17 protein-coding genes are annotated in these 21,481 nt (G+C 33.3%); 13 read left to right on the top strand and 4 right to left on the bottom strand.

What is annotated here, in order from left to right; genetic code table 11:
* The first annotated feature begins 87 nt into the window (after positions 1–87).
* Both kdsB and Spiro2_RS09830 read left to right on the top strand, forming a co-directional pair.
* Complete coding sequence (kdsB, locus tag Spiro2_RS09835) at positions 88–942, top strand: 3-deoxy-manno-octulosonate cytidylyltransferase (RefSeq protein WP_338635609.1); 855 nt, start codon at positions 88–90, stop codon at positions 940–942.
* Complete coding sequence (locus Spiro2_RS09830) at positions 939–4,103, top strand: hypothetical protein (protein ID WP_338635608.1); 3,165 nt, start codon at positions 939–941, stop codon at positions 4,101–4,103. Before kdsB ends, Spiro2_RS09830 begins: the two co-directional genes overlap by 4 nt.
* An 80-nt stretch (positions 4,104–4,183) precedes the next feature.
* Here Spiro2_RS09830 and rpsO read toward each other — a convergent pair whose 3' ends face one another.
* Positions 4,184–4,453 carry a 30S ribosomal protein S15 gene (gene rpsO / locus Spiro2_RS09825; RefSeq protein WP_338635607.1) on the bottom strand — a complete coding sequence of 90 codons (270 nt, stop codon included), beginning with the start codon at positions 4,451–4,453 and terminating at the stop codon, positions 4,184–4,186.
* A 153-nt stretch (positions 4,454–4,606) separates the two neighbouring features.
* Here rpsO and ribD point away from each other — a divergent pair, with 153 nt between their 5' ends.
* Entirely contained in the window at positions 4,607–5,902 is a 1,296-nt protein-coding gene (gene ribD, locus Spiro2_RS09820; RefSeq protein ID WP_338635606.1) for a bifunctional diaminohydroxyphosphoribosylaminopyrimidine deaminase/5-amino-6-(5-phosphoribosylamino)uracil reductase RibD, read from the top strand.
* A 15-nt stretch (positions 5,903–5,917) separates the two neighbouring features.
* Here ribD and Spiro2_RS09815 read toward each other — a convergent pair whose 3' ends face one another.
* Both Spiro2_RS09815 and Spiro2_RS09810 read right to left on the bottom strand, forming a co-directional pair.
* Positions 5,918–6,568: a hypothetical protein gene (locus Spiro2_RS09815; protein ID WP_338635605.1), complete on the bottom strand. Its 651-nt coding sequence runs from the start codon at positions 6,566–6,568 to the stop codon at positions 5,918–5,920.
* 1 nt (position 6,569) lies between these two features.
* Complete coding sequence (locus Spiro2_RS09810) at positions 6,570–7,121, bottom strand: hypothetical protein (RefSeq protein ID WP_338635604.1); 552 nt, start codon at positions 7,119–7,121, stop codon at positions 6,570–6,572.
* Between the two features lie 586 nt (positions 7,122–7,707).
* Between Spiro2_RS09810 and Spiro2_RS09805 the strand changes: the two genes are divergently transcribed.
* Together Spiro2_RS09805 and Spiro2_RS09800 are read left to right on the top strand one after the other, a co-directional pair.
* A complete protein-coding gene (locus Spiro2_RS09805; protein ID WP_338635603.1) occupies positions 7,708–8,733 on the top strand; it encodes a site-specific integrase in 1,026 nt (341 codons plus the stop codon).
* Positions 8,734–8,949: 216 nt separating this feature from the next.
* A complete protein-coding gene (locus Spiro2_RS09800) occupies positions 8,950–9,462 on the top strand; it encodes a thermonuclease family protein (RefSeq protein WP_338635601.1) in 513 nt (170 codons plus the stop codon).
* On the opposite strand, the gene uvrC is transcribed toward Spiro2_RS09800, so the two are convergent.
* Positions 9,459–11,504 carry an excinuclease ABC subunit UvrC gene (gene uvrC, locus Spiro2_RS09795; protein ID WP_338635599.1) on the bottom strand — a complete coding sequence of 682 codons (2,046 nt, stop codon included), beginning with the start codon at positions 11,502–11,504 and terminating at the stop codon, positions 9,459–9,461. The two genes, Spiro2_RS09800 and uvrC, sit on opposite strands and share 4 nt — an antisense overlap.
* A 107-nt stretch (positions 11,505–11,611) precedes the next feature.
* On the opposite strand from uvrC, the gene Spiro2_RS09790 reads away from it, so the two are divergent.
* From Spiro2_RS09790 to rpoB, 8 genes are all read left to right on the top strand, one after another.
* Positions 11,612–12,736: a R3H domain-containing nucleic acid-binding protein gene (locus Spiro2_RS09790; RefSeq protein ID WP_338635598.1), complete on the top strand. Its 1,125-nt coding sequence runs from the start codon at positions 11,612–11,614 to the stop codon at positions 12,734–12,736.
* Between the two features lie 139 nt (positions 12,737–12,875).
* A complete protein-coding gene (locus Spiro2_RS09785; protein WP_338635596.1) occupies positions 12,876–13,655 on the top strand; it encodes an electron transfer flavoprotein subunit beta/FixA family protein in 780 nt (259 codons plus the stop codon).
* 12 nt (positions 13,656–13,667) lie between these two features.
* Positions 13,668–14,651: an electron transfer flavoprotein subunit alpha/FixB family protein gene (locus Spiro2_RS09780; protein WP_338635595.1), complete on the top strand. Its 984-nt coding sequence runs from the start codon at positions 13,668–13,670 to the stop codon at positions 14,649–14,651.
* 122 nt (positions 14,652–14,773) lie between these two features.
* The gene (gene rplK, locus Spiro2_RS09775; RefSeq protein WP_338635594.1) at positions 14,774–15,199 is read left to right on the top strand and encodes a 50S ribosomal protein L11; all 426 of its coding nucleotides are present in this window, start codon (positions 14,774–14,776) and stop codon (positions 15,197–15,199) included.
* A 59-nt stretch (positions 15,200–15,258) separates the two neighbouring features.
* Complete coding sequence (rplA, locus tag Spiro2_RS09770) at positions 15,259–15,957, top strand: 50S ribosomal protein L1 (protein ID WP_338635593.1); 699 nt, start codon at positions 15,259–15,261, stop codon at positions 15,955–15,957.
* 150 nt (positions 15,958–16,107) lie between these two features.
* A complete protein-coding gene (gene rplJ / locus Spiro2_RS09765; protein ID WP_338635591.1) occupies positions 16,108–16,626 on the top strand; it encodes a 50S ribosomal protein L10 in 519 nt (172 codons plus the stop codon).
* A gap of 86 nt (positions 16,627–16,712) precedes the next feature.
* Positions 16,713–17,090: a 50S ribosomal protein L7/L12 gene (gene rplL / locus Spiro2_RS09760; protein ID WP_338635590.1), complete on the top strand. Its 378-nt coding sequence runs from the start codon at positions 16,713–16,715 to the stop codon at positions 17,088–17,090.
* A gap of 196 nt (positions 17,091–17,286) precedes the next feature.
* On the top strand, positions 17,287–21,459 hold the full coding sequence (rpoB, locus tag Spiro2_RS09755) for a DNA-directed RNA polymerase subunit beta (RefSeq protein WP_338635588.1): 4,173 nt from the start codon (positions 17,287–17,289) through the stop codon (positions 21,457–21,459).
* Positions 21,460–21,481: the final 22 nt, after the last annotated feature.

Genomic DNA, 21,481 nt, shown 5'->3' with positions numbered 1-21,481 from the left:
TTTAATTTCTTTCCTCTTTAGATTTTTAGCTATTTTAATTATTAAAAATTTGTAATATTTGATATATTTACATTTTAGGAGAAACCAATGCCAATGGTTGTAGAAAAAAAAAGTAATGTTTTTATAATTATTCCTGCAAGACACGGCTCAACTCGATTACCAGGAAAACCCTTATTAAAAATTGCGGGGCAATCTATAATTGTTCGGGTTGCGACCCGAGCCAAGCAGCTTGAAGAAAAGCTTTTAAATAATAATAAAGTTAATAATGTTTTTTTAATGGTTGCAACTGATCACGAAACAATATCTTACGAGATTAAAAAAATTGGCATTCAGGCTGTTATGACATCTTCAGAATTAAAAAATGGGACAGAGCGAGTTTTTGCTGCTTTAAAGCAGTTTCATAATATTAATGAAAATGATATTATTGTTAATATTCAAGGAGATGAACCATTTTTTTCAATTGAGGATCTTGAAAACCTTATTATAGAAATGTTAAATAATAAGAATGTTCCCATGGGAACATTGGCTTTTCCTAGAAATGATCCCAGTTTATTTTTATCGAGTTCGGTTGTTAAAGTTGTTAGAGATACAAATAGATTTGCGTTATATTTTTCGCGTTCTCCTATTCCGTTTCCTAAAATTGAATTTGATGCACTTGGCAAGAACTGGTTAGTTAAGGCTAACGATTTAATAAATAAGGTTGAATTTTTGCATCATGTTGGAATTTATGTGTTTAGGTATAATTCTCTGTGTGAATATTCTAATTCAAGTGTAGACAGTCAATTAGAAATAGTAGAAAATTTGGAACAATTAAGAGCACTAGAATGGGGTTGGAAAATATTAGTGATTGATGCTTCTCAAGAACCTTTTGGAATTGATACAACAGAAGATTTAGATAAAGCGAATTTGTTTGCATTAAGCTTAAATGAAATAAAAGTATGATTTTTTATAAATTATTAACATGTGGATTGTTATTATACTCAGTAAATATTTTTGCAGTTCCTTTAAGTTTTTTATTAAGTGAATCACAAAATATGCCCAAAGCTCAGTGGCATCAACTAGAGTCAGAAAATTTCAGAATTTATTATCCAAAGAACGCTTTAGATATTGCAAAATACTCTTTATATGCTGCAGAAAGTTCTTATTCTTATTTATCGTTACTTCTTGGCGTTTATTTACCTAATGACTCCATATCTCAGTTAGAGTCTCAAAAAGATCGATCTATTTTAGCAAGTACAGATAAATTTGTTTATATTTTAGGAAATCGCGCAGAAGGTTCTGGTTTTGCCAACCCTGTTACTTTAAATATTGAAGCACAAATGTTGTTTTCAAGAAAGGCATCTTTTTTTCAACATGAATTGGTGCATCGCTTAATGTATGAACACAATCAATTTAAAATTGGTCCTTTGGGCAGGATTTGGAGTTTGGCAATGCTTCCTGCTTGGTGGATAGAGGGGCTTGCTGAATATTTAACAGAAAGTATTGGTACTATTGAAACTGATGCTTTAGAAAGACATATGGCTCTTCAGAGCAATTGGCCTTCATGGGACAGATTGCACTCCTTATACAATGCCGATGAGGACGCAATTTTAAAGGGATATGTTGTTTCTGGGCGTTTTTTAGGTTGGTTGTTCTCAAAAACAAAACAAAAAGATTTGTATGAAATTCATAAAAATATATTTAGCAAAACTATTACATTTCCTTTTTATAATGCAATTGACGCTTGGGTGTTTGAAAATTTCCAAAAAGATAGTAAGCAATTGTATATTGAATTTCAAAATGAAAAAAGGGATTTTTGGAAAAATTATATTAATGGTTTACCTGAATTGGCGTATGAAAATGAGCAATTTAGTAGTGGACACGATATCATTTTTCCAACAATAGTTTTTGAAAATAAAGCAATTTTTTCAAGACTCGTTTCTAATTATTCTGTTTACTCTGGTTCTTTTTATGTAAAAGATTTTTCAGAAAAAAGTGAAACTAGAATTCCTTTTAATTATATTGGATCTTCTATTTTTTCTGCTAGTTCTTTAACAGATGGGGTTATATTAACTGCTGTTTTAAATAAATATGACAATTTTACTATGGGTCATGATGTTTCAATTATAAAATTTAAAAATAAATTAAGTGAAATATCAGAAAAAAATATTATCGATAATCAAATATTAAAATTATCAAGCAAAGAAAATCCAATATTAATAAAACAAATTTTTAATTATTTAGATAATAATTTTTTTATTGTTGCTGTTCAAAATGGAAATACTTTAATATATCATTATGATTATAAAAAAAATAACATAAAATTTTTAAAAAAATTCTTATTTCCCGAGACGGTTAAATTTATAAATAACTACTCAAATTTAAATTTACAAAAAAATTGTGGAAGTTTTATTTTATTTAAAGATTTTGAAAAAACAGCAATAGATAATATCTGTGCTGATGGAAATTATTTTAATCTAGTTAAAGAAAACTATTTTATTATAAAAGATGCTTATATTTTAAAAAATGGAATAATTAGAATTTTAGCAAAGCGCGATAAACTTTTATCTTTAATCGACTATACGCCAAAAAAACAAAGCTCTTTTCGACTTTTAATTTCAGAAATAATAGATTCAATTGTTCCTTGGGATCCTGATCCAGAAAAATTTTTAGGTGCATGGGTTTATAAAGACAATAAATATTTTTTTAAGAAAATTGATATATATAAATCTACAGAAAATTATAAAAACTGGTTAAAGGATAAAGATGATAGCGATTTTTTAAAAAGCACTCAAGAATTTAATGATTTTAAACCACGTTTTGTGGAGATATTTAATAATAAAAAAGAATATTTTCTTATTAAAGATCAAGAAATAATATCAAATTATTTAAAATTAACGCAAGAAAAAAGCGAATCTGATTATCATAATTTTTTATTTAAAGAAAATGAAACTGAAGCATTTCAAAAAATTGCTGATTATAATAATCGGTTTCTTTTTGCTTATCCTTATGCAATGCCATATTTTTTGGGAGGTCCAACAATTGGCTTGTTCTCTATTCCGTACATGGACGAAATGGAGAGATACTATTTTCAATTATTTGCAGGATATAATTTTTATTTAGATTCTTTTAATGCTTCATTAACATATGTAAATAATGAAATATTTAATGGTCTAAATATTTCATTGTTTGCAGAGCCATTTTTTAATGGATATTATTTAGTAAATAAAAGCGATAATGGAGAAATTAAAAGATACAAATATTATAATTATTTAAATAAAGTTGGAGTTAGTTTTTTAGCAAGACGTTTTTTTCGGCCACTTTCATCTAATTTTGAGAGTAGTTTATCTGTATACCAATTATTACCTTTTAATTCTAATGATAATACTCCTCCTTCTGATATAGGTGCACAAAATGCGTTAATAATTAATGCTGCAGGTGAATTAAGCTTTGATATATTTAATACAGGTTTTTATTTAACAAAAACTAAACAAAAATATGAAAATTGGTTGTTGTGGAGAACGAGAATGTCTCTCGGTGCAAGCAAATCATATAGTATAGGTAAAACCAAAAACAGTCTTGGGCAAAATATAGATAACTTAGATTTTTATAATTTAAATACAAATATTAACTCTAGTATAGCGCTTTTTGAACATAGATTTTCTATAATTGGTGGTGTGTCTACAACTCAAGGAAAGTCACTATTAAATATTAAAGAAATATATTCTCCTTTTCAAAATTATATTTTAGGTTCAACAACTTCCTTAAATTTTGTTAGCTATCCAATATATAGTAACGGAACATTTCTTTCATTAAAAACTGGTTCTTGGTCTTATTATAGTTCTTTGATTTATGATTTTCCTATTTTCTCAAAATTTGAAAAAAAGTTTTTAATTTCTTTTATAGATAATTTAAAAGGTTTTGTTTCTTTAAATCATGGAGGAGTTTCGTTACAAAATAATTTATCATCATGGGATTCAATTACGAGTGCTAATATTGGAAGTAGTATTAGAGTGGATATTAAGGGTGTACAATTTTTTCCTACAATTATTTATAGTCAAGCAATTTCGCAGGAAAACAACTGGAGTTTGCTTTTTCAATTTAAGTTCTCTAATTTTTTATGAAATATTTTATTAAACAAAGCAAAAAAAGGAGCAAAGATAAATATTAATCCTAGCTCCTTTTTTGGACGTTATATTTAGAATTAGCGTCTAATATTAAGTTCGCCAATGATCTTTTGGTATGAACTTACATTTTTGCGTTTTAAGTAGTCAAGTAGACTGCGGCGTTGGCTAACAAGCGCTAAAAGACCGCGACGGCCAGCAAAATCTTTGCTATGAACTCTAAAGTGTTCAGTAAGTTGGTTGATGCGCGCTGTTAAAAGAGCGATTTGTACTTCTGGAGAACCTGTATCAGATTCGTGAGTACGAAATTTTGCAATGATTTCTGAGCGTTGTTCTACTGTAATTTGCATGGCAGTTCCTTTCTGGTGTAAAGACCAAAATGTTTTGAATACAGGAAAAAACCAGTTTTGGCTCCCATGCACAGTAAGCACAAGACCGATAGTTTCCTACAAAATCGTAACGAGTTAAGTGCTTAGCATTACCTTAAAAATAAGGCAATCAAAATGTCTTTTACTTTAAAAAAAGGCTTTACTTTTGGTGGTTGGCTGCCAGCAATTGTGCCTGACCAAGAACTAGATAACCACGAATTTATTAATCATTCCTTGGCAAAAAGCGAAGAGGAGTTTTTATTCAATGCATTTTTAGAAAGCATGAAAAATACTTCTATTGCAAATCCAAATCCATCGGTAGGGTGTGTAATTGTTAAAAATAATAAAGTAATATCAAGTGGTTGTACTGAGATCTGGGGAGGTCGTCACGCAGAACGGGTGGCGGTTGATCTCTTTCAAAACACTGATTTGTTATTGGGGACTCAGGTGTATGTCACTCTTGAGCCATGTACTCATTTTGGTCGTCAACCACCATGTATCGATCTGTTTAAAGACAAAGGAATCCAAAAAGTTGTTGTGGGATGCTTAGACCCCAATCCAGTTATGAAACAAAGAGGTCTGGAAATTCTTAAAAGCTGGGGCTTGGGAACTTACAATCCTGTCCTCGCAAATGAGATAAAAGCTTGGAATTATCCATTTTTTGTCCAGTTACAGCAAAAGCGAATTTTTATTGCTTTAAAATGGGCACAAAGTCTTGATGGTTGTTTGGCTGATGACAATAATGGTTGGCAGTGGATTTCAAATATAAAATCGAGGCATTACGCACATTGGCTAAGACAAAAATATGATGCCATTTTAGTTGGCATTGGTACTGTTTTGAATGATTTTCCGTCACTTAATGTTAGGCATCCCGATATCCAGCAGGCTCGAAATCCTTTAAAAGTGATATATGATCCGGAGGGCAAAATATTTCATGTGCAGCAGCATGAACAAAATAAATTAATTGAAAAAACTTTGAGTTCTAGCAATTCTACAATTATTTTAATTAATGATAGCGCTTTAAAATTTGCCAAAGAGTCTCCATCGGTTTGGATTAAAAAATTATTTAATGATAAAAAATACTGTTTTATAACTTTAAATAATAATCATAAAATGTCTCCAGGAGAAAGTATTGTTAATGCATTAAGTTCTCAGCTCGTCTCAGATGTATTAGGTAGACCTGTACAAAGTATTATGGTTGAGGGTGAACCTAGGCTTCTAAGTGCTTTTATTGATAATGAACTTTTTGACGTTGCGCATATATTTATAGCCCCATTTTTTTTAGGAGGTAGCAAAAATAGAATTTTTTCTACTGCCAAAAGAAGTTTAAATCGTTGCTTATTACGACAAGTTTCTACAGCTAGCCGTTTTTCTCTTGCGGTGCAAGAAAGACTGGGTGACGATACTTTAATTGAAATATTAAAAAAGTAATCATTGTTATCTTTTTTATAAAATTGAATGTCTAATATTAATTATTCTATAGCTTTTAGCTGGTCTATGAAAAATAATTGGTGCAATTGAACTTGTATTAATAGTTTTATTTTGTAGCTTATTACACTCGATTCTAACCTTACTATTAGATATTTTAGAACATACTCTTATTGATATAATATCATTCAATTCAACTGCACAAACAACTTTATTTAAACAGTCAATTTGCGATAGTTTGCGCCAGATAAAACCAACATGATCTCCATAATTGTAGTAAGGACTATTTAAGTTATCTTCAATAGTAATAATTTCAGAGTCTTTATATCTAGATTTAAACAGTAAAATATCTAAACAAGATTTAGATTCTTGATCATCATATTCATAAAAAATCTTTGAACATATATCTTCGTTAATTGGTAATTCTCCAATTCCTTCGTAAAACCAAGATTCAGTTAAATTGATACCTTCGCATAAAAAAGATTCAAAAATTTTTTGCGCAGTTGTTTTAGATTTTATGACAGGACTTTCTTCATAATTTTTTATAGCATTCGAATGTATGTTATACTTCGATGAAAAATACTTTTTAGTTTTATTTAAAACACCTACTCTAATTGAGTAAGCTCTTAATCCTGCTGACTGAGCTAAAATTTTTTTTATATCTATCATGCTAACACTTTCTCTCAATATTTATTAAATATTTCTTAACAACCTCAAGAAGTGCAAATTCAAATTTATAAAACCATTTTCCATCATCAGAACCTAACGAAAAATTAGTATCAAAAATAAAATCTTTTTGATCTGATCCATATACGCAAACAAAAGAATATTTTTTGTTGATAGGAATAGTTCTATACATGCCATTATGAACTTGAAAAATTTTACTCCTTTCTTCGTTAAGCACTACCCCAACTCTAAGATTGCTGCGTTGCATTTTTATCTGACTCATTTCGAGCTCTTTAAAGTGAAATGTTTGTTTTCGAGTGTATTTAAATTGGTTTAAAAATGGATCAATACTATAAATGTCAAGAAAAACATAGTGACTTGTTAAACCACTATAATCGCTTCCAAAATTAATACACTCAAGTGTTTCAGTGTTTATAATATTTGGATCGATATAGTTAAAAAACTTGTCTGCCTTAAAAGTTCTAACAACTTTACGAAGCTCATCTCTAATATGCTTGTTTTGAAGTGAAGTGTAAACCCTGCATGGCAATTCCATATAAAGCCTCGAAAAAAATAAAATAAAAATACAAAGATATTATGAAAGTTGAACACGACAATAACAGTATTGGAGTTTTGCCGTGTCAACTTTTTAAGAAGGTATAGCAAACCAAATTAGCTGAGCAATGTTTAATCCAAAAAATGTATTTGATTTTTATATTTTTCATAAAAGTCATCTTTTTAAATTTTTATTAATTAAGTACAAATAATAGATTATAAAAATTGAAATATTAAAATTGTAATAAAAATGATAAATTACATTTATTTAATTTTATAATTACATTTAAATAGTCAAAAATTCTTTTGAGTTCTTATGTAATGTTAACAAACTGAATGAATTTGAGAGCGAATGTTTGTAATTATTAAAAATATTTGAAGATTTCTAATCTCACGTAACTATTTGTTAGTAAAAAATTTTTTGTTTTTTAATTTTTTTAATATCTTGAAATTGTTTTGATTTTTTTTCTAATGTAAGCTATGTTGTGAGTCTTAATGAATAGGTTTAGCTTTATATCAACGAATTTAAAGCGCTCTGTAAATGAATGCTTTCATTCATCAAAAATGGTTTTTTTGAGGAGATTTTCATGGAAGGAAATTTTGTCAACCATCAGTCTTTAGTTACTGAAACTATAAATAAAGATTTCTATTATCCCGAGTCGTTTGCTTTTTCAAAACTTTCGCCCTTACTCATAAGGTTTTTAAATCAACTTAAAAAATCAGGTAAATCTGTTAATACGATAAGTGCGTATCGTAATGACCTTTCACTGTTTTGTGAGTTTTTGATAGAAAAACAAATTAGTCCGGATAATTATTCTTATCCGGCTCAAGATAACTGGCTACAATTTTTAAAGGAAAATGGTCGCCACTCCCAGTCAAGTGTTAGAAGAGCGCAAATGAGTGTGCGTACTTTTATACATTTTCTTGTTGCAGAAAAAATAATAACGAGCTCTCCATTTTTGGATGTCAAATCTCCTAAGCAACCAGCTCCCGCATTATTAACAGTTTCACACGAAAAATTTGTGAGTCTTTGTAGAACATTGAAGCAGTTGGCGGTGAATAAGGATGAAAAAGCGATTCGCGATTGGACGCTAGTTTTGATACTTGGTGAATGTGGACTTAAGGCTTCAGAAGCATCTAACTTAACTTGGGGAGATGTGTGGCCTGAGCTTGAAACTCCAACTTCTGAAAATTCTATTGCAGGTTGTTTAAAAGTAACAGGCAACAATGAAAGACTTGTTCCTTATAACCTAGAAGTTTCTCGAGCTCTTACAATGCTTAAAGAAACTAGAGAGCAAATGTCTTTGTCTACTTCATTGGACTCAAAGTTATTTTTTGGTTATTTAAATGTTAGTAGAAAAACACGCACTAACTTTTTACATAGACATGGAATTAAATTTGTCATTTATGAAGTCTGTTCAGAAATATTAGGAATTCCTTATAATTCTGAAAGTTTAAGAAATCATGCGATATTGCGTTGGTTGGCAAAAGGTATGGATAACGAAAAAGTTGCAGGTCTGGCTGGATATTCGTCTTTAAATTCTTTAGAAAGATTTTTAAATTGCAAAGAGCGTAAAAAAATAAATCCACGGAAGGTAAAAACTGTAAAATAAAAATTTTTCTAAATTCTTAACAATAACTTCCTAATACTTTACGGGCTATTCCGTTATGCGTGATTAAAAACTGTGCATGACGGATTAGTTGCTGATTAAAATTTAAGTTGCTATGGTGCATATACCTTATAAAGGTTAATTTACTATTGAGACTTTAGGAAGCTAGTTGATGGTTATTATTGTTAACTTATTAATTGTTTAGGATTTAGTAAAATTATGCAAAAATTAAAATTTTTTTCGGTTATACCGCTTATTCTTTATTCGGGCTACACTTTTGCAAGTGAAATTGTTTTTTACAAAGTAATAAATTGTCATGATGGCGATACCTGTCGCTTAAAAGGTGCTGACAATATTAACTTAAAAGTAAGATTAATTGGAATAGATGCTCCAGAACTTGCAACAAAAAAAGAAAAAAAATACCAACCTTATGCTAAAGAAAGTAAAGAGTATTTAAACAACCTGATAAAAGGTAAGCAAGTATCTTTAAAAAATTACGCATCTGATCCTTATGGCAGAAATCTATCAGAAATATTTTTAGATAAAGAAAACATCAACCTTAAAATCTTGAGTGCTGGTATGGCCGAAGTTTATCAAGGCAAAAGTGTTAAATCTCTTGATATTTCTTCTTATTTAGATGCTGAACGGAAAGCAAAATCAAATAAAATTGGAATTTGGTCACAAAAAAATTATCAAAGTCCAAGAGATTTTAGAAATGTGAAAAAGAATTAAGATTTTTTTTCATTAAATTTTTTTATTTTTTCAATTACTTTGCTAAGTAAATTTTCAGAAATTCCTGTATTTTTGGTAATGTCAGTTAAACTATGCTCTGTTAACTCTACCAAGTTTGGATATAATTCAAGAAGTCTTTTTCTTCTTTTGCTTCCTAATCCTTTAATATCAAATAATATTGATTTTAAACCAGCTTTAGTTCTTCGGTTTCTATGAAAAGTGATTGCAAAGCGATGCGCTTCATTTCTAAGGTGAGTCAAAAGTTTAAATTCTGGAGAACCTAATTGTAAGTTTTTTGTAATAGGTTCACTTTCTGGTGTTAATTTGCCAAATGAGTCTCTTACAGGAATGACAACTCTTTCAAAGGATTGTAAAATTTGAGATGATTGAAAATCATTTTTAGTACGTGATTTTGCAATACCAATAATGTTTAAATTATCTAAACCTAATGATTTAAATACCCAACCTACTTCTCTGATTTGTGGAGTTCCTCCATCGATTACAATTAAATTTGGAACTGAATAATTTTCAATATCTTTAAATCTTCTTCTGATAACTTCTCTCAAGCTTGCAAAATCATCCGTCTTTCCAAGAGTTTCTTTTATAATATATTTTTTGTATTCTCTTTTTTCGGGTTTGGCATTTTTAAAAACAACTTGTGAGGCAACGGTTTCTGCTCCTTGGAAAGTAGATATATCATAGCATTCAATCCATTGAGGCGGCATATCAAGGTTAAGAAATTTTTGTAAACTTAACATTTCATTGTTACTGTTTTCATCTATTTTAACTTGCTCAAAAAATTTATTTTCCGCATTTTTGTTTGTAAGTAAAATTAGTTCCTTTATTTTTTTTATTACTGGTTTGTTTACAATATTATTTTTTTTCAAGAATCTTTCTTTACGTAAAAACAATATATTTTCTGTTTTTTCTTGAGATTTTTTTAAATTTTTTAAGTATTTGTTTATTATATTGTAATTTTCTTCAGAAAAAAAATTTTTTTCTATATCAAATAGAACATTATTAGGTATATGATTATTTTGGTAATATTGACATAAAATTGAAGAAAAAACTCTTTCTTGTTCGCTTTCTTTTAAATTATTGTTTTCATCTTCTGGTTCTTCGCTATTATTTTTAATAATTTTAGCGTTTCCACCAATCACTTTTCCTTCTCTTACATTTGTTATATATAAAGAAATTATTGTTTTGTTCCAATAAAAACCGATAATATCTAAATCAATGTCAATTTCTAAAGTGACTGATTGATTTGATTTAAGTGTTTCTAATGCTCTAATTTGGTCTCTTAATAATGCCGCTTTTTCAAAATTAAGTTTAATAGCTTCTTGTTCCATTTCATTTTTTAATTTTTTTAAAATTAAATTGTATTTAGAATTTAATATATCAATAACATTATTTATGTATAAAAAGTACTCATTTTTATCAACCTTAATTTTGCAAGGTCCTAAACATTTTTTAATGTCATAATAATTGCAAGGTCGCGTCACTGTTTTGAAAAACGTTGGAGAACATTTTACTAACGGAAAAAATCTATTAATAATATTCATTAACTGGCTTACTTGGCCAGCAATTGTATACGGGCCAAAATATAAACTATTATCTTTTTTTCTTTTTCTGGTAATTGTGACTCTTGGCCATGGTTCATGAATATCAATTTTAATATAAGGGTATGTTTTGTCATCTCGTAACAATATATTGTAGTTTGGTTTGTTATGTTTAATTAAGTTGTTTTCTAAAATTAACGATTCATACTCATTTTCGGTAATAATTATGTCAAAATCATTAATTTTAGCAACAAGTGCTTTGGTTTTTGGAGTATGACGCTCTAAACCTGTAAAGTAGCTTTTAAGCCGTGCTTGAAGGTTTTTTGCCTTTCCAACATAAAGAATTTTGCCATCATTCGCCTTATGAAGGTAAACTCCTGGCTTATTAGGAGCTTGTGATGCTTTTTCGCGAAGAAATAGAATTTTTTCTGATTGACCGCTTTTTTCATGTGGATTGAAATTCAGTGGTGACTTTTCTTGCATTAAGGTTTATCCATAAATGTGGGTGCATGCGGACTATTGTATAGCCCTTAAACTATTAAACAAAGGTTCAAGTTAGCCTCTGTTAAGCTACTATAGGATTTTATACTGTGACAGAAACTTCCAAAATATCAATTAATCCTGATGCATTAATATTTGCTATTCATCAAGCATATCAAGCGAGATCTCGAGTAAACGGAGGCTTTGATTCGCATCTTAGGTATGAGCCATTTTTAACAAATACTTGGGAAATTCCGCAAAAACCAAATTTTCAAAATTTTAAATCATATCTTACTGAAGTTATCACTCATCATTATAATATATTACCAAATTTTCAGCGTAATGAAACCATTAATATTGAAAATATATCTTGGTTTTCTCATTCAATTGCAGCGTTATTTGCTGATATCGAGCATCTTTTAACTTTTTTTACAGGGGAAAAGCTGCCTCTTTTTAAAAGTAATGCAATCCCTCGCGCTATTTCAAGTAAAAATATTCTTTTGGCAATTCAAAAATATTCAAATCATTTACAGCAGAAAACTGCTGAAGAACAAGTTGCGTTTACATTATTTCCATTAATGTCAGAATCTGGAGAAAATGTTGACACAATATACATTCATGAGATTTGGAGTTTAATCGCCTCGTTTATTAAAAAAATATATGGTTCTTACTTTGATTTTATTCAAAATTATGTGCTCTGGAAATATGCATTACAAGAGTTGCCTGATGATGTGATTGATTGGAGTGTGCGTCCTCCTTGCGGAATAAGTTATTATAAGCAGTTTAAAGAGCTTTTTGACGCAGAAAAAGAAGAACGTTTTGCAAAGCGTAATGAAAGAAATCAAAAATTAAAATCTCAAAAAGATAAATCTGAGACCAACCATCAAGATAAAAAGAAGCATTTTGAAAATGATACTCGGTACCAAAAAAGAGATAAGCCTTTGCGTTCAGAAAAAGAGTATCCGGCAAAAAATTCAAAATATAAATCTGATGAAGAATGGGGAACTTCGCCCGATTTGCAGCAACAGAAAAATTTAGAAAAAGCTCTTGATGAAGCCAAACAGGCAATTAAAAAGATGCTTTCTAATGTTGAGATTACAGAAATTAATTTAATGCCACAAAACTCTTTTGTTCGCAGGCAGCAGCATTCTTTAATCACAGAATCAGGATTTGAAACTGAAAGTTTAGGAGAAGCGAAGACTCGGCATGTTTGCATAAAAAGAAAGGTAACGTAAAATTTAATTTATTTATGCTTTAACAAATTTGTAACAATATTTTCTTCACGATTTGACACCCTACCTAGAATTAGTAATCTCATTCTGACTTAGTGGTGTTTTTTTATTTAAAACAATCAATCCTTCTTTGGGGGACAAAGTGAAAATTCTTGTACTTGCCAAACACGTGCCAGATACTGAAACAGTCATTAAAATTGCATCTGGCGGTAAATCAATTGATGAAGCTGATTTTAAATATATGGTTAATCCTTGTGATGAATATGCAATGGAAGAAGCTATCCGTACCCAGGAAAAATTTAAGGGTGAGAGTGTTGTTATCAGTGTAGGTCCTGCGCGATCTCAAGAAACAATTCGTAAGGGACTTGCAATGGGAATCGATCGTGGTGTGTGGATAAACACTGATGGTTTTTCTAGTACTCTTGATTCTTATTCCGTTGCTTTAGCAATTTCAAAAGTTGTTGCTGAAGAAAAGCCAGACCTTATTTTTGCGGGGCTTAATACAACCGATGAAGGTGCTGGAAATGTAGGTCCAATGGTTGCTGAATTTGCAAGAATTCCTAGTTTAATAAATATTTCTAAAATTGAATGGCAAAATGAAGGAAAGGCTTTGCGTGCTTTTCGCGATGTAGAAGGTGGTGTTGTTGAAGTTTATGATGCTCAGTTACCTTTATTAATTGCTCCTCATCAAAATTTAAATGATCCTAGATTTCCTTCTTTGCCAGGCATTATGAAAGCAAAGAAAAAGCCAATAGCAGAAAAAAAAGCCACAGATCTTATAACTGATAAAGCTAAAGTTGAGGTGCGTCAGTACAAACTTCCTCCTGAAAAAGCGCCTGGTAAAATTTATAAAGGAAAACCTGTTGAAGAAATGGTTGCCGAAGTTGTTAAGTTACTTCGTTCTGAAGCTAAAGTTATATAAAGGGTTGCGTATATGTCACATAAAGTGCTTGTCTATGCAGAAGTGAGAAACGGTAAATTAAAGTCTACGGCTGGAGAAACGTTAGCAGAAGCAAAAAAAATGCTTGGAGGAAAATTAGAAAATCTTCACGCTGTTTTGCTTGGCGAAGGTTGTGAACAACATGCAAAAACTTTAGCAACCTTTGGTGCTTCAAAAATTTATGTTGTTGATGCTCCTGAAACAAATACATATCAAGGAGAGCCCACAATTCAGGCTCTTGATCAAATTATTAAAAAAAATAATTATACAATAATCGTTGGGCCAGCTTCTCCTACTGGTCGTGATTTTTTTCCAAGACTAGCAATACGTAACAATGGGGCAATGCTTACTGATGTTGTTTCGTTTAGTTTAGAAGGCAATTCTGTGATTGCTGATATTCCAATGTACTTAGGAAAGTGTGGCAAGGTTGCTATGTCGCAGTCTGCTGTCACTTTTATTACGTTACGTCCTAATGTGCGTCCTTCAGAAGTAGTTGATAGCAATGCGCAGCCAGCAATTGAAAAATTCGCTTGCCAGTTTGATGTTTCTAAGTTTACTGCAAAAGTTGTAGAAGTCCGCAAAGGGGCAAGCGAGCGACCAGACCTCACAGAAGCAAATATTATTATTTCTGGTGGTAGAGCGATGGCGAGCAAAGATAACTTTAAAATTTTATTTGAATGTGCAGATGTAGTGCATGGTTCTGTTGGAGCATCAAGAGCCGCTGTAGATTCCGGTTATGCTCCTTACGACATGCAGGTTGGGCAAACAGGCAAAACGGTAAACCCAAGCCTTTATATTGCTTGCGGCATTTCGGGTTCTATTCAGCACCTTTCTGGTATGCGAACCTCAAAATGTATTGTTGCGATAAATACAGATGCAGACGCTCCGATTTTTCAAAAAGCAGACTACGGAATTATTGCTGATCTATTTCAGGTTGTTCCAATTTTGACTAAAGAGTTTAAGAAAATAATTGAGTGAAGGTCGGTTTTTTCAACCATCCTTTTTTCTTGCATATCCCAAAATTATGTATTATCGATTTTCACTCACCCTAAAATGCGCACCTTTTTGGGGTTGAATTTATATTTTATGAGGAAAGTACAATGGCAAAAAAAGTAACAGGCTACATTAAGCTCCAAATAAAAGGCGCTCAAGCAACAGCGGCGCCACCAGTTGGTCCAGCTTTAGGGCAACGCGGTGTAAATATTGCAATGTTTGTGAAAGAGTTCAATGCGCGTACGCAAAAACAACCAGGTGTTGTTTTGCCAACTATCATTACTGTTTATTCTGATAAATCCTTTACATTTATCACTAAAACACCTCCTGCAAGCATTTTATTAAAGCAAGCTGCTAAAATTGAATCTGCAAGCAAAACTCCAGGTAAGGCTTTGGCTGGTGCTGTAACCGAAAAACAAGTGGAAGAAATAGCAAAAACTAAACTTCCAGACCTTAACTGCTATGATATCGAAGCAGCAAAAAAGCTCATTCGTGGTTCTGCGCGTTCTATGGGAATTGAAGTTAAGGCGTAATAACTTAAAAGAGGGAGGCTTTTTTATAAGCCGTTTTTATACCTCAAAGGATGTTTAATATGGCAAGAAAAATTAGTAAAAAAATGAAAGAAGCTGCAACTAAAGTAGCTCCTGGTAAGTCATATCCATTAAGTGAAGCAAGTCAATTACTTAAAGATATGTCTTACGTTAAATTTGATGAAACAGTAGAAATAGCAATGAATTTGGGTGTTGATCCGCGTCATGCTGATCAAAATGTTCGTGGTGCTGTTGTGCTTCCTCATGGTCTTGGCAAGAAGGTGCGCGTTCTTGTTTTTGCTAAGGGCGAAAAAATCCGTGAAGCAGAAGAAGCAGGAGCTGATTATGTTGGCGGCGATGATTTGGCACAAAAAATTCAGTCTGGATGGCTAGATTTTGAAGCGGCAATTGCGACGCCTGATATGATGGGTGTTGTGGGTCGTTTAGGTCGTATCCTTGCTCCTCGTGGCTTAATGCCAAATCCAAAAGTTGGAACTGTAACTCAAGATCTTAAAAATGCTGTAAAAGAAGCAAAAGCAGGACGCGTTGAATTCAAAGTCAATAAGGCTGGAATTGTTCAAGCTCCTGTTGGAAAAGTTTCTTTTGATGCAAATAAAATTGAAGAAAATACTAAAGCATTCATCGATGCTATAGTTAAAGCAAAACCTGCTGCAGCAAAAGGGACATACATAAAATCAGTGTATGTTGGTTCAACAATGAGCCCTTCTGTTTGCATTGATGCTGCTGAATATAAAGCTTAGTTTTTTTGTTTCGTAAGGGTCTCAGACTGCAGGTTTTGTTGAGGTTGTTCAACTTATAAATCCCGCATAGACTTTGGCCCCTGCGGTTTAATCAACCTCGTATTTACATTATGCCTGTGGAAATACGAATAACTTAGGGGAGGCGTTCTCTTGGATCGTAATGCTAAACTCCAGTGGCGCGAAAGTGTTGTAAATGCTCTCGACAAATCTGGTGCTGTATTCCTTGCTAATTACTCAGGGATGACAGTTGAAGAGCTAACGGCGATGCGTCGTGAGTTAAAAGCAGTAAAAGCCGATTTCCATGTAGTTAAAAATACAATTGCAAAAAAAGCTGTAGAAGGTAGAGATGAAAATATCATGTCTCCGCTTTTTAAAGGCCAAACAGGCGTTGTGTTTGCTTATGGTGATGTTGCTGCTGCTGCTAAAGTTTTTTCAGAATCTGCAAAGAAGTTTGAAAAGCTCCAAATTGTTGGTGGATATATGGAGAAATCTGTATTAAATCCATCGTCAATTGAGATGCTGGCTTCTTTACCTCCACGCGAAGTGCTCCTTGGCCAACTTATCGGTACAATGGTTGCACCACATCGTGGTTTACTTGGTGTGCTTAATGGTGTTTCTAGAAACTTTGTACAAGTTCTTAATGCCATCAAAGAAAAAAAAGCAGGCTGAAAATTACTACTTATTAAGTAGAGTTTTATTTTATGTTTAATCTAATTGTTTCGCTACGAAACTTAAATTTTTAAAGGACGACAATTATGTCTACTATTACTAAAGAACAATTTATCTCTTACATTGAAAACTTAACTCTTATTCAAGCTGCTGAACTTGTAAAAGAACTCGAAGACAAATTTGGCGTTTCTGCAGCAGCTCCAGTTGCTATGATGGCAGCAGCAGCTCCAGCAGCAGCCGCAGCTGCAGAGCAAACAGAATTTGAAGTGATCTTAAAAGCTTCAGGTGATAAAAAACTTGACGTTATTAAAGAAGTTCGCGCAATTACTGGTCTTGGCTTAAAAGAAGCGAAAGATCTTGTTGAAGGTGCTCCAAAGTCCCTTAAAACTGGTGTAACTAAAGCTGAATCAGAAGAAATTAAGAAGAAGCTTACAGCAGTTGGCGCAACAATCGAGATTAAGTAATTCGCGATTTGATTGTTTTGCTTATTCTTAAGAGCTTATAGTCAAGCTATTGAACAGTTCGTTCTATGGCTTGACTTTTGCTGTTCTGCAAATATTGTGTGCTTTGCTTGTGTGTGTTATGCCTCTAAAGCATGCGTGCTACACAATTGAGCAACTTAATATTTGATTCCTTTCTTTTTCATGTAGAGGACTTAATATGGCCAACTTGGCGTCTAGCTTCGTCCGTCACCGTCGCACTTTTGCAAAAGTCAAACCAATCATCGGAATGCCAAATTTAATTGACATTCAAAAGAAGTCGTACGCGGAATTCTTGCAAGGAACCGATGCTGCAGACACGCGTATTGAGGCGGGTTTGCAAGGTGTTTTTAAAAGCGTTTTTCCTGTTCAAGATTTTGATGCAACAGCTTCTGTTGAATTTGTCAGTTACTCCTTGGATGAGCCTAAATATACTGTAGAAGAATGTCGCTCAAAAGGCATGACTTATGCAGCGCCTGTAAAGGTTCTTATTCGTCTTATTATATGGGATGTTGATCACGAAACTGGAGTGAAATCCATTCGTGGCTTTAAAGAGCAAGAAGTTTATTTCGGCGAAATCCCTTTAATGACTCAAAATGGTACATTTATTATCAATGGTACTGAACGAGTTGTTGTATCGCAGCTTCACCGTTCTCCTGGTGTATTTTTTGATCATGATAAAGGGAAAACATTATCTTCAGGTAAATTTTTATATAATGCTCGCGTGATTCCTTATCGTGGTTCATGGCTAGATTTTGAATTTGATACTAAAGACATTCTATATTGCCGTATCGATCGTCGTAGAAAAATGCCAGCGACAGTTCTTTTAAAAGCGCTTGGCTATACAACAGAAGAGCTGTTGGCAACGTTTTATGAATGTGAAACAATCGTAAATCGTGATGGTCAGTTTTATCGTAAAGTCGACCTCGATCGTTTACGGGGGCAACGCGCTTCTAGCGATATAATGGATCCTAAAAATCCTGCAAATACTCTTGTTAAAAGAAATCGTAAAATTTCAGTTCTTCATATTAAGCAATTAAAAGCTGCTGGCGTTGAAGAGCTTCATTTTCCGCAAGAAGAGCTAATTGGTAAAGTAATTGGTCAAGATGTCATTGATATTGATACAGGCGAGGTTCTCTTTCCTATCAATACAGAAATTACTGAAAAAATACTTGATGCAATTATGTTAAGAGGTATCAATAATTTTCAAATTCTATTTATTGATGATTTAAATGTTGATTCCTCTTTCCGTGATACTTTAATGGTTGATAAAACATTAAACACAGAAGAGGCTCTCCTCGAAATTTATCGTCGTATGCGTCCTGGAGATCCTCCAACGCTAGAAAATGCAAGCAACTTATTTCAAAATTTATTTTTTGAAAAAGACAGATATGATCTCTCTCGAGTTGGTCGCTTAAAGTTAAATGAAAAGATCGATCTCACCATTGATATCGACTACCGCACGTTAACTCGTGAAGATATTATTGGCACTGTTAAGCGTTTGCTTGATGTGCGCAGCGGAAAAATTAAAGTCGACGACATTGACCATCTTGGAAATCGTCGTGTGCGTGCTGTGGGCGAGTTGTTGGAAAATCAATACCGTATTGGTTTGACTCGTATTGAACGAGCAATTAAAGAGCGTCTGCAATTGCAAGATTTAGACAGCCTAATGCCTCACGATCTTGTCAATGCCAAGCCAGTTACTGCTGTTGTTAAAGAGTTTTTTGGTTCTTCGCAGTTGAGTCAATTTATGGACCAAACCAACCCATTGGCTGAGGTTTATCATAAGCGTCGTCTATCTGCTCTAGGACCTGGGGGTCTTTCTCGCGAAAGAGCGGGCTTTGAAGTGCGTGACGTGCATCCTACTCACTATGGTCGTATTTGTCCGATTGAAACTCCTGAAGGACCTAATATTGGTCTTATTGTTTCGCTTGCTTCATTTGCGCAAGTTAACAAGTATGGATTTATTGAAACTCCTTATCGTACTGTAAACGATAGACAGCCAACAGATGAGGTTCGTTATTATTCATCAACAGATGAATGGCGTGACCACGTTATTGCGCAAGCTCGTATTAAAACAGATAGCGAAAATAAAATTAATGCAAATGATCTTTTAAACGCGCGCAGTTCTGGTGAAACCAACATCTACTCTGCTGAAGAAGTTGATTTAATGGATGTTGCAACAAATCAGGCTGTATCTGTTGCAGCCTCGTTGATTCCATTTTTGCAAAATGACGATGCGCACCGTGCGTTGATGGGTGCCAACATGCAGCGTCAAGGCTTGCCATTGTTGCGTACTAAGGCACCGTTAATTGGTACAGGTATGGAACGCACAGTTGCCGCCGATTCTGGTGTGACCGTTGTTGCGCGCCGTGCAGGTATGGTGATTTCTGTTGATGCAGAACGTGTTGTGATTAAAGCCAATGAAGTTTCTTCAGATGTGACTGAAGTTGCGTCAGAAGTTGATATTTATACTCTTGTGAAGTTTACGCGTTCTAACGTTGATACCTGTGTGAATCAAAAGCCTATTGTTAAAGTCGGCGACAGAGTCGAAAAAGGCGATATTATTGCTGACGGTTTTGCGACAGAAATGGGCGAGTTAGCGTTAGGGCAAAATGTTGTTGTCGCATTCTTACCTTGGAATGGATACAACTACGAAGATGGAATTGTGGTCTCTGAACGAGTTGTTCGTGACGATCTTTATACGTCTGTTTACATCCAAGAATTTGAGTGTATTAGTCGTGACACAAAATTAGGTAAAGAAGAAATTACTTCAGATATTCCTAATGTGAGTGATGAATCATTAAAAGATCTTGATGATGCAGGTGTTGTGCGTATTGGTGCAGAAGTTAAGCCTGGCGATATTTTAGTTGGAAAATTAACTCCTAAAGCAGAAACTCAGCTAACTCCTGAAGAAAAATTATTACGTGCAATTTTCGGTGAAAAAGCAGCTGACGTTCGCGATACTTCTTTGCGTGTTCCGCCAGGAGTTCAAGGAACTGTGATTGGTGCAAAAGTCTTCTCTCGTGAAGGTGCTGAGCTTGATAGTCGTATGATTCAAGTTCAAGAACAAGAAATTGCTAAACTCAAAAAAGATGAGCGCGATCGCATTCAAATTATTCGTAAATCAACTGTCGAAAAATTAGAGTCACTGTTCTCTAACGACGTTGCAGCGGTAAGTTTTGAAACTGTTCACGAAGGCCAAACCATTAAAGTGTCTTCTGGAGAGAAAATTCGCAAAGAAGCTTTTGCCGGAATGAGTATTGAGCAAATTAAATCTCTTGAAATTGTAAATTCAGAGAAAAGCTCTTTACTAGCAAAAATTAAAAAATCTATGAATGAAAAAATAGCTCTTGTACGCGAGATGACAGAATCTCAAATTGCTAGAGCAAAACGAGGAGACGAATTGCCTCCTGGTGTGATCAAAATGGTGAAGGTTTACGTTGCTATCAAACGCCGTTTGCAAGTGGGTGATAAGCTTGCAGGCCGTCATGGTAACAAAGGTGTAATTTCAAAAATTGTTCCCATGGAAGACATGCCTTATCTCGAAAATGGACAGCCTGTTGATATTGTTTTGAGTCCGTTGGGTGTCCCATCTCGTATGAATATTGGCCAAATTATGGAAACTCACTTTGGTTGGGCGGCTCGTGGTATTGGTCAAAAAATCAATGAAATGATGGACAAGGCAGCGCCTCGCAACGAACTTGAAGAATATATCTGTAAAATTTGGGATGATCCTTCTGTCCATGAATTTGTAAAATCATGTTCTAACGAAGAATTGCGTCAGTTTGTGCGTAAATACAAAGAGGGTGTGACACTTTCTAACCCTGTGTTTGATGGGGCAGAAGAAGAAGAAATCTTTAAATATCTCGAACTCGCAGATCTTGATCGTTCGGGTCAGGTTACTCTGTACGATGGACGAACTGGTGAGAAGTTCAATCGCCCTGTTACAGTTGGTGTTATGTATGTGTTGCGTTTGCACCACCTTGTCGATGAAAAAATCCATGCGCGTTCTATTGGGCCATACAGTCTTGTGACCCAGCAGCCATTGGGCGGTAAAGCTCAGTTTGGTGGTCAGCGACTTGGAGAAATGGAAGTGTGGGCAATGGAAGCGTATGGCGCCGCTTACACTCTACAAGAATTTTTAACTGTAAAATCAGATGATATTGCAGGTCGTACGAAGATGTATGAAGCTGTTGTAAAAGGCGAAAACATGATGCTCCCTGGTTTACCTGAGTCTTTCAATGTTCTTGTCAAAGAAATGCAATCGCTTGCTTTGGATGTCAGTCTTATTCGTGATGAAAATGAAATCAGTTTGGATGACCTTCAGCGCGATATACGAGAAATTCAATAAATCGAAGGAGTTTAAGCATGAA

The organism is Spirobacillus cienkowskii, from assembly GCF_037081835.1.
Classification (GTDB): Bacteria; Bdellovibrionota_B; Oligoflexia; order Silvanigrellales; family Silvanigrellaceae; genus Silvanigrella; species Silvanigrella cienkowskii.
This window is presented reverse-complemented; position numbering and strand designations above follow the sequence as displayed.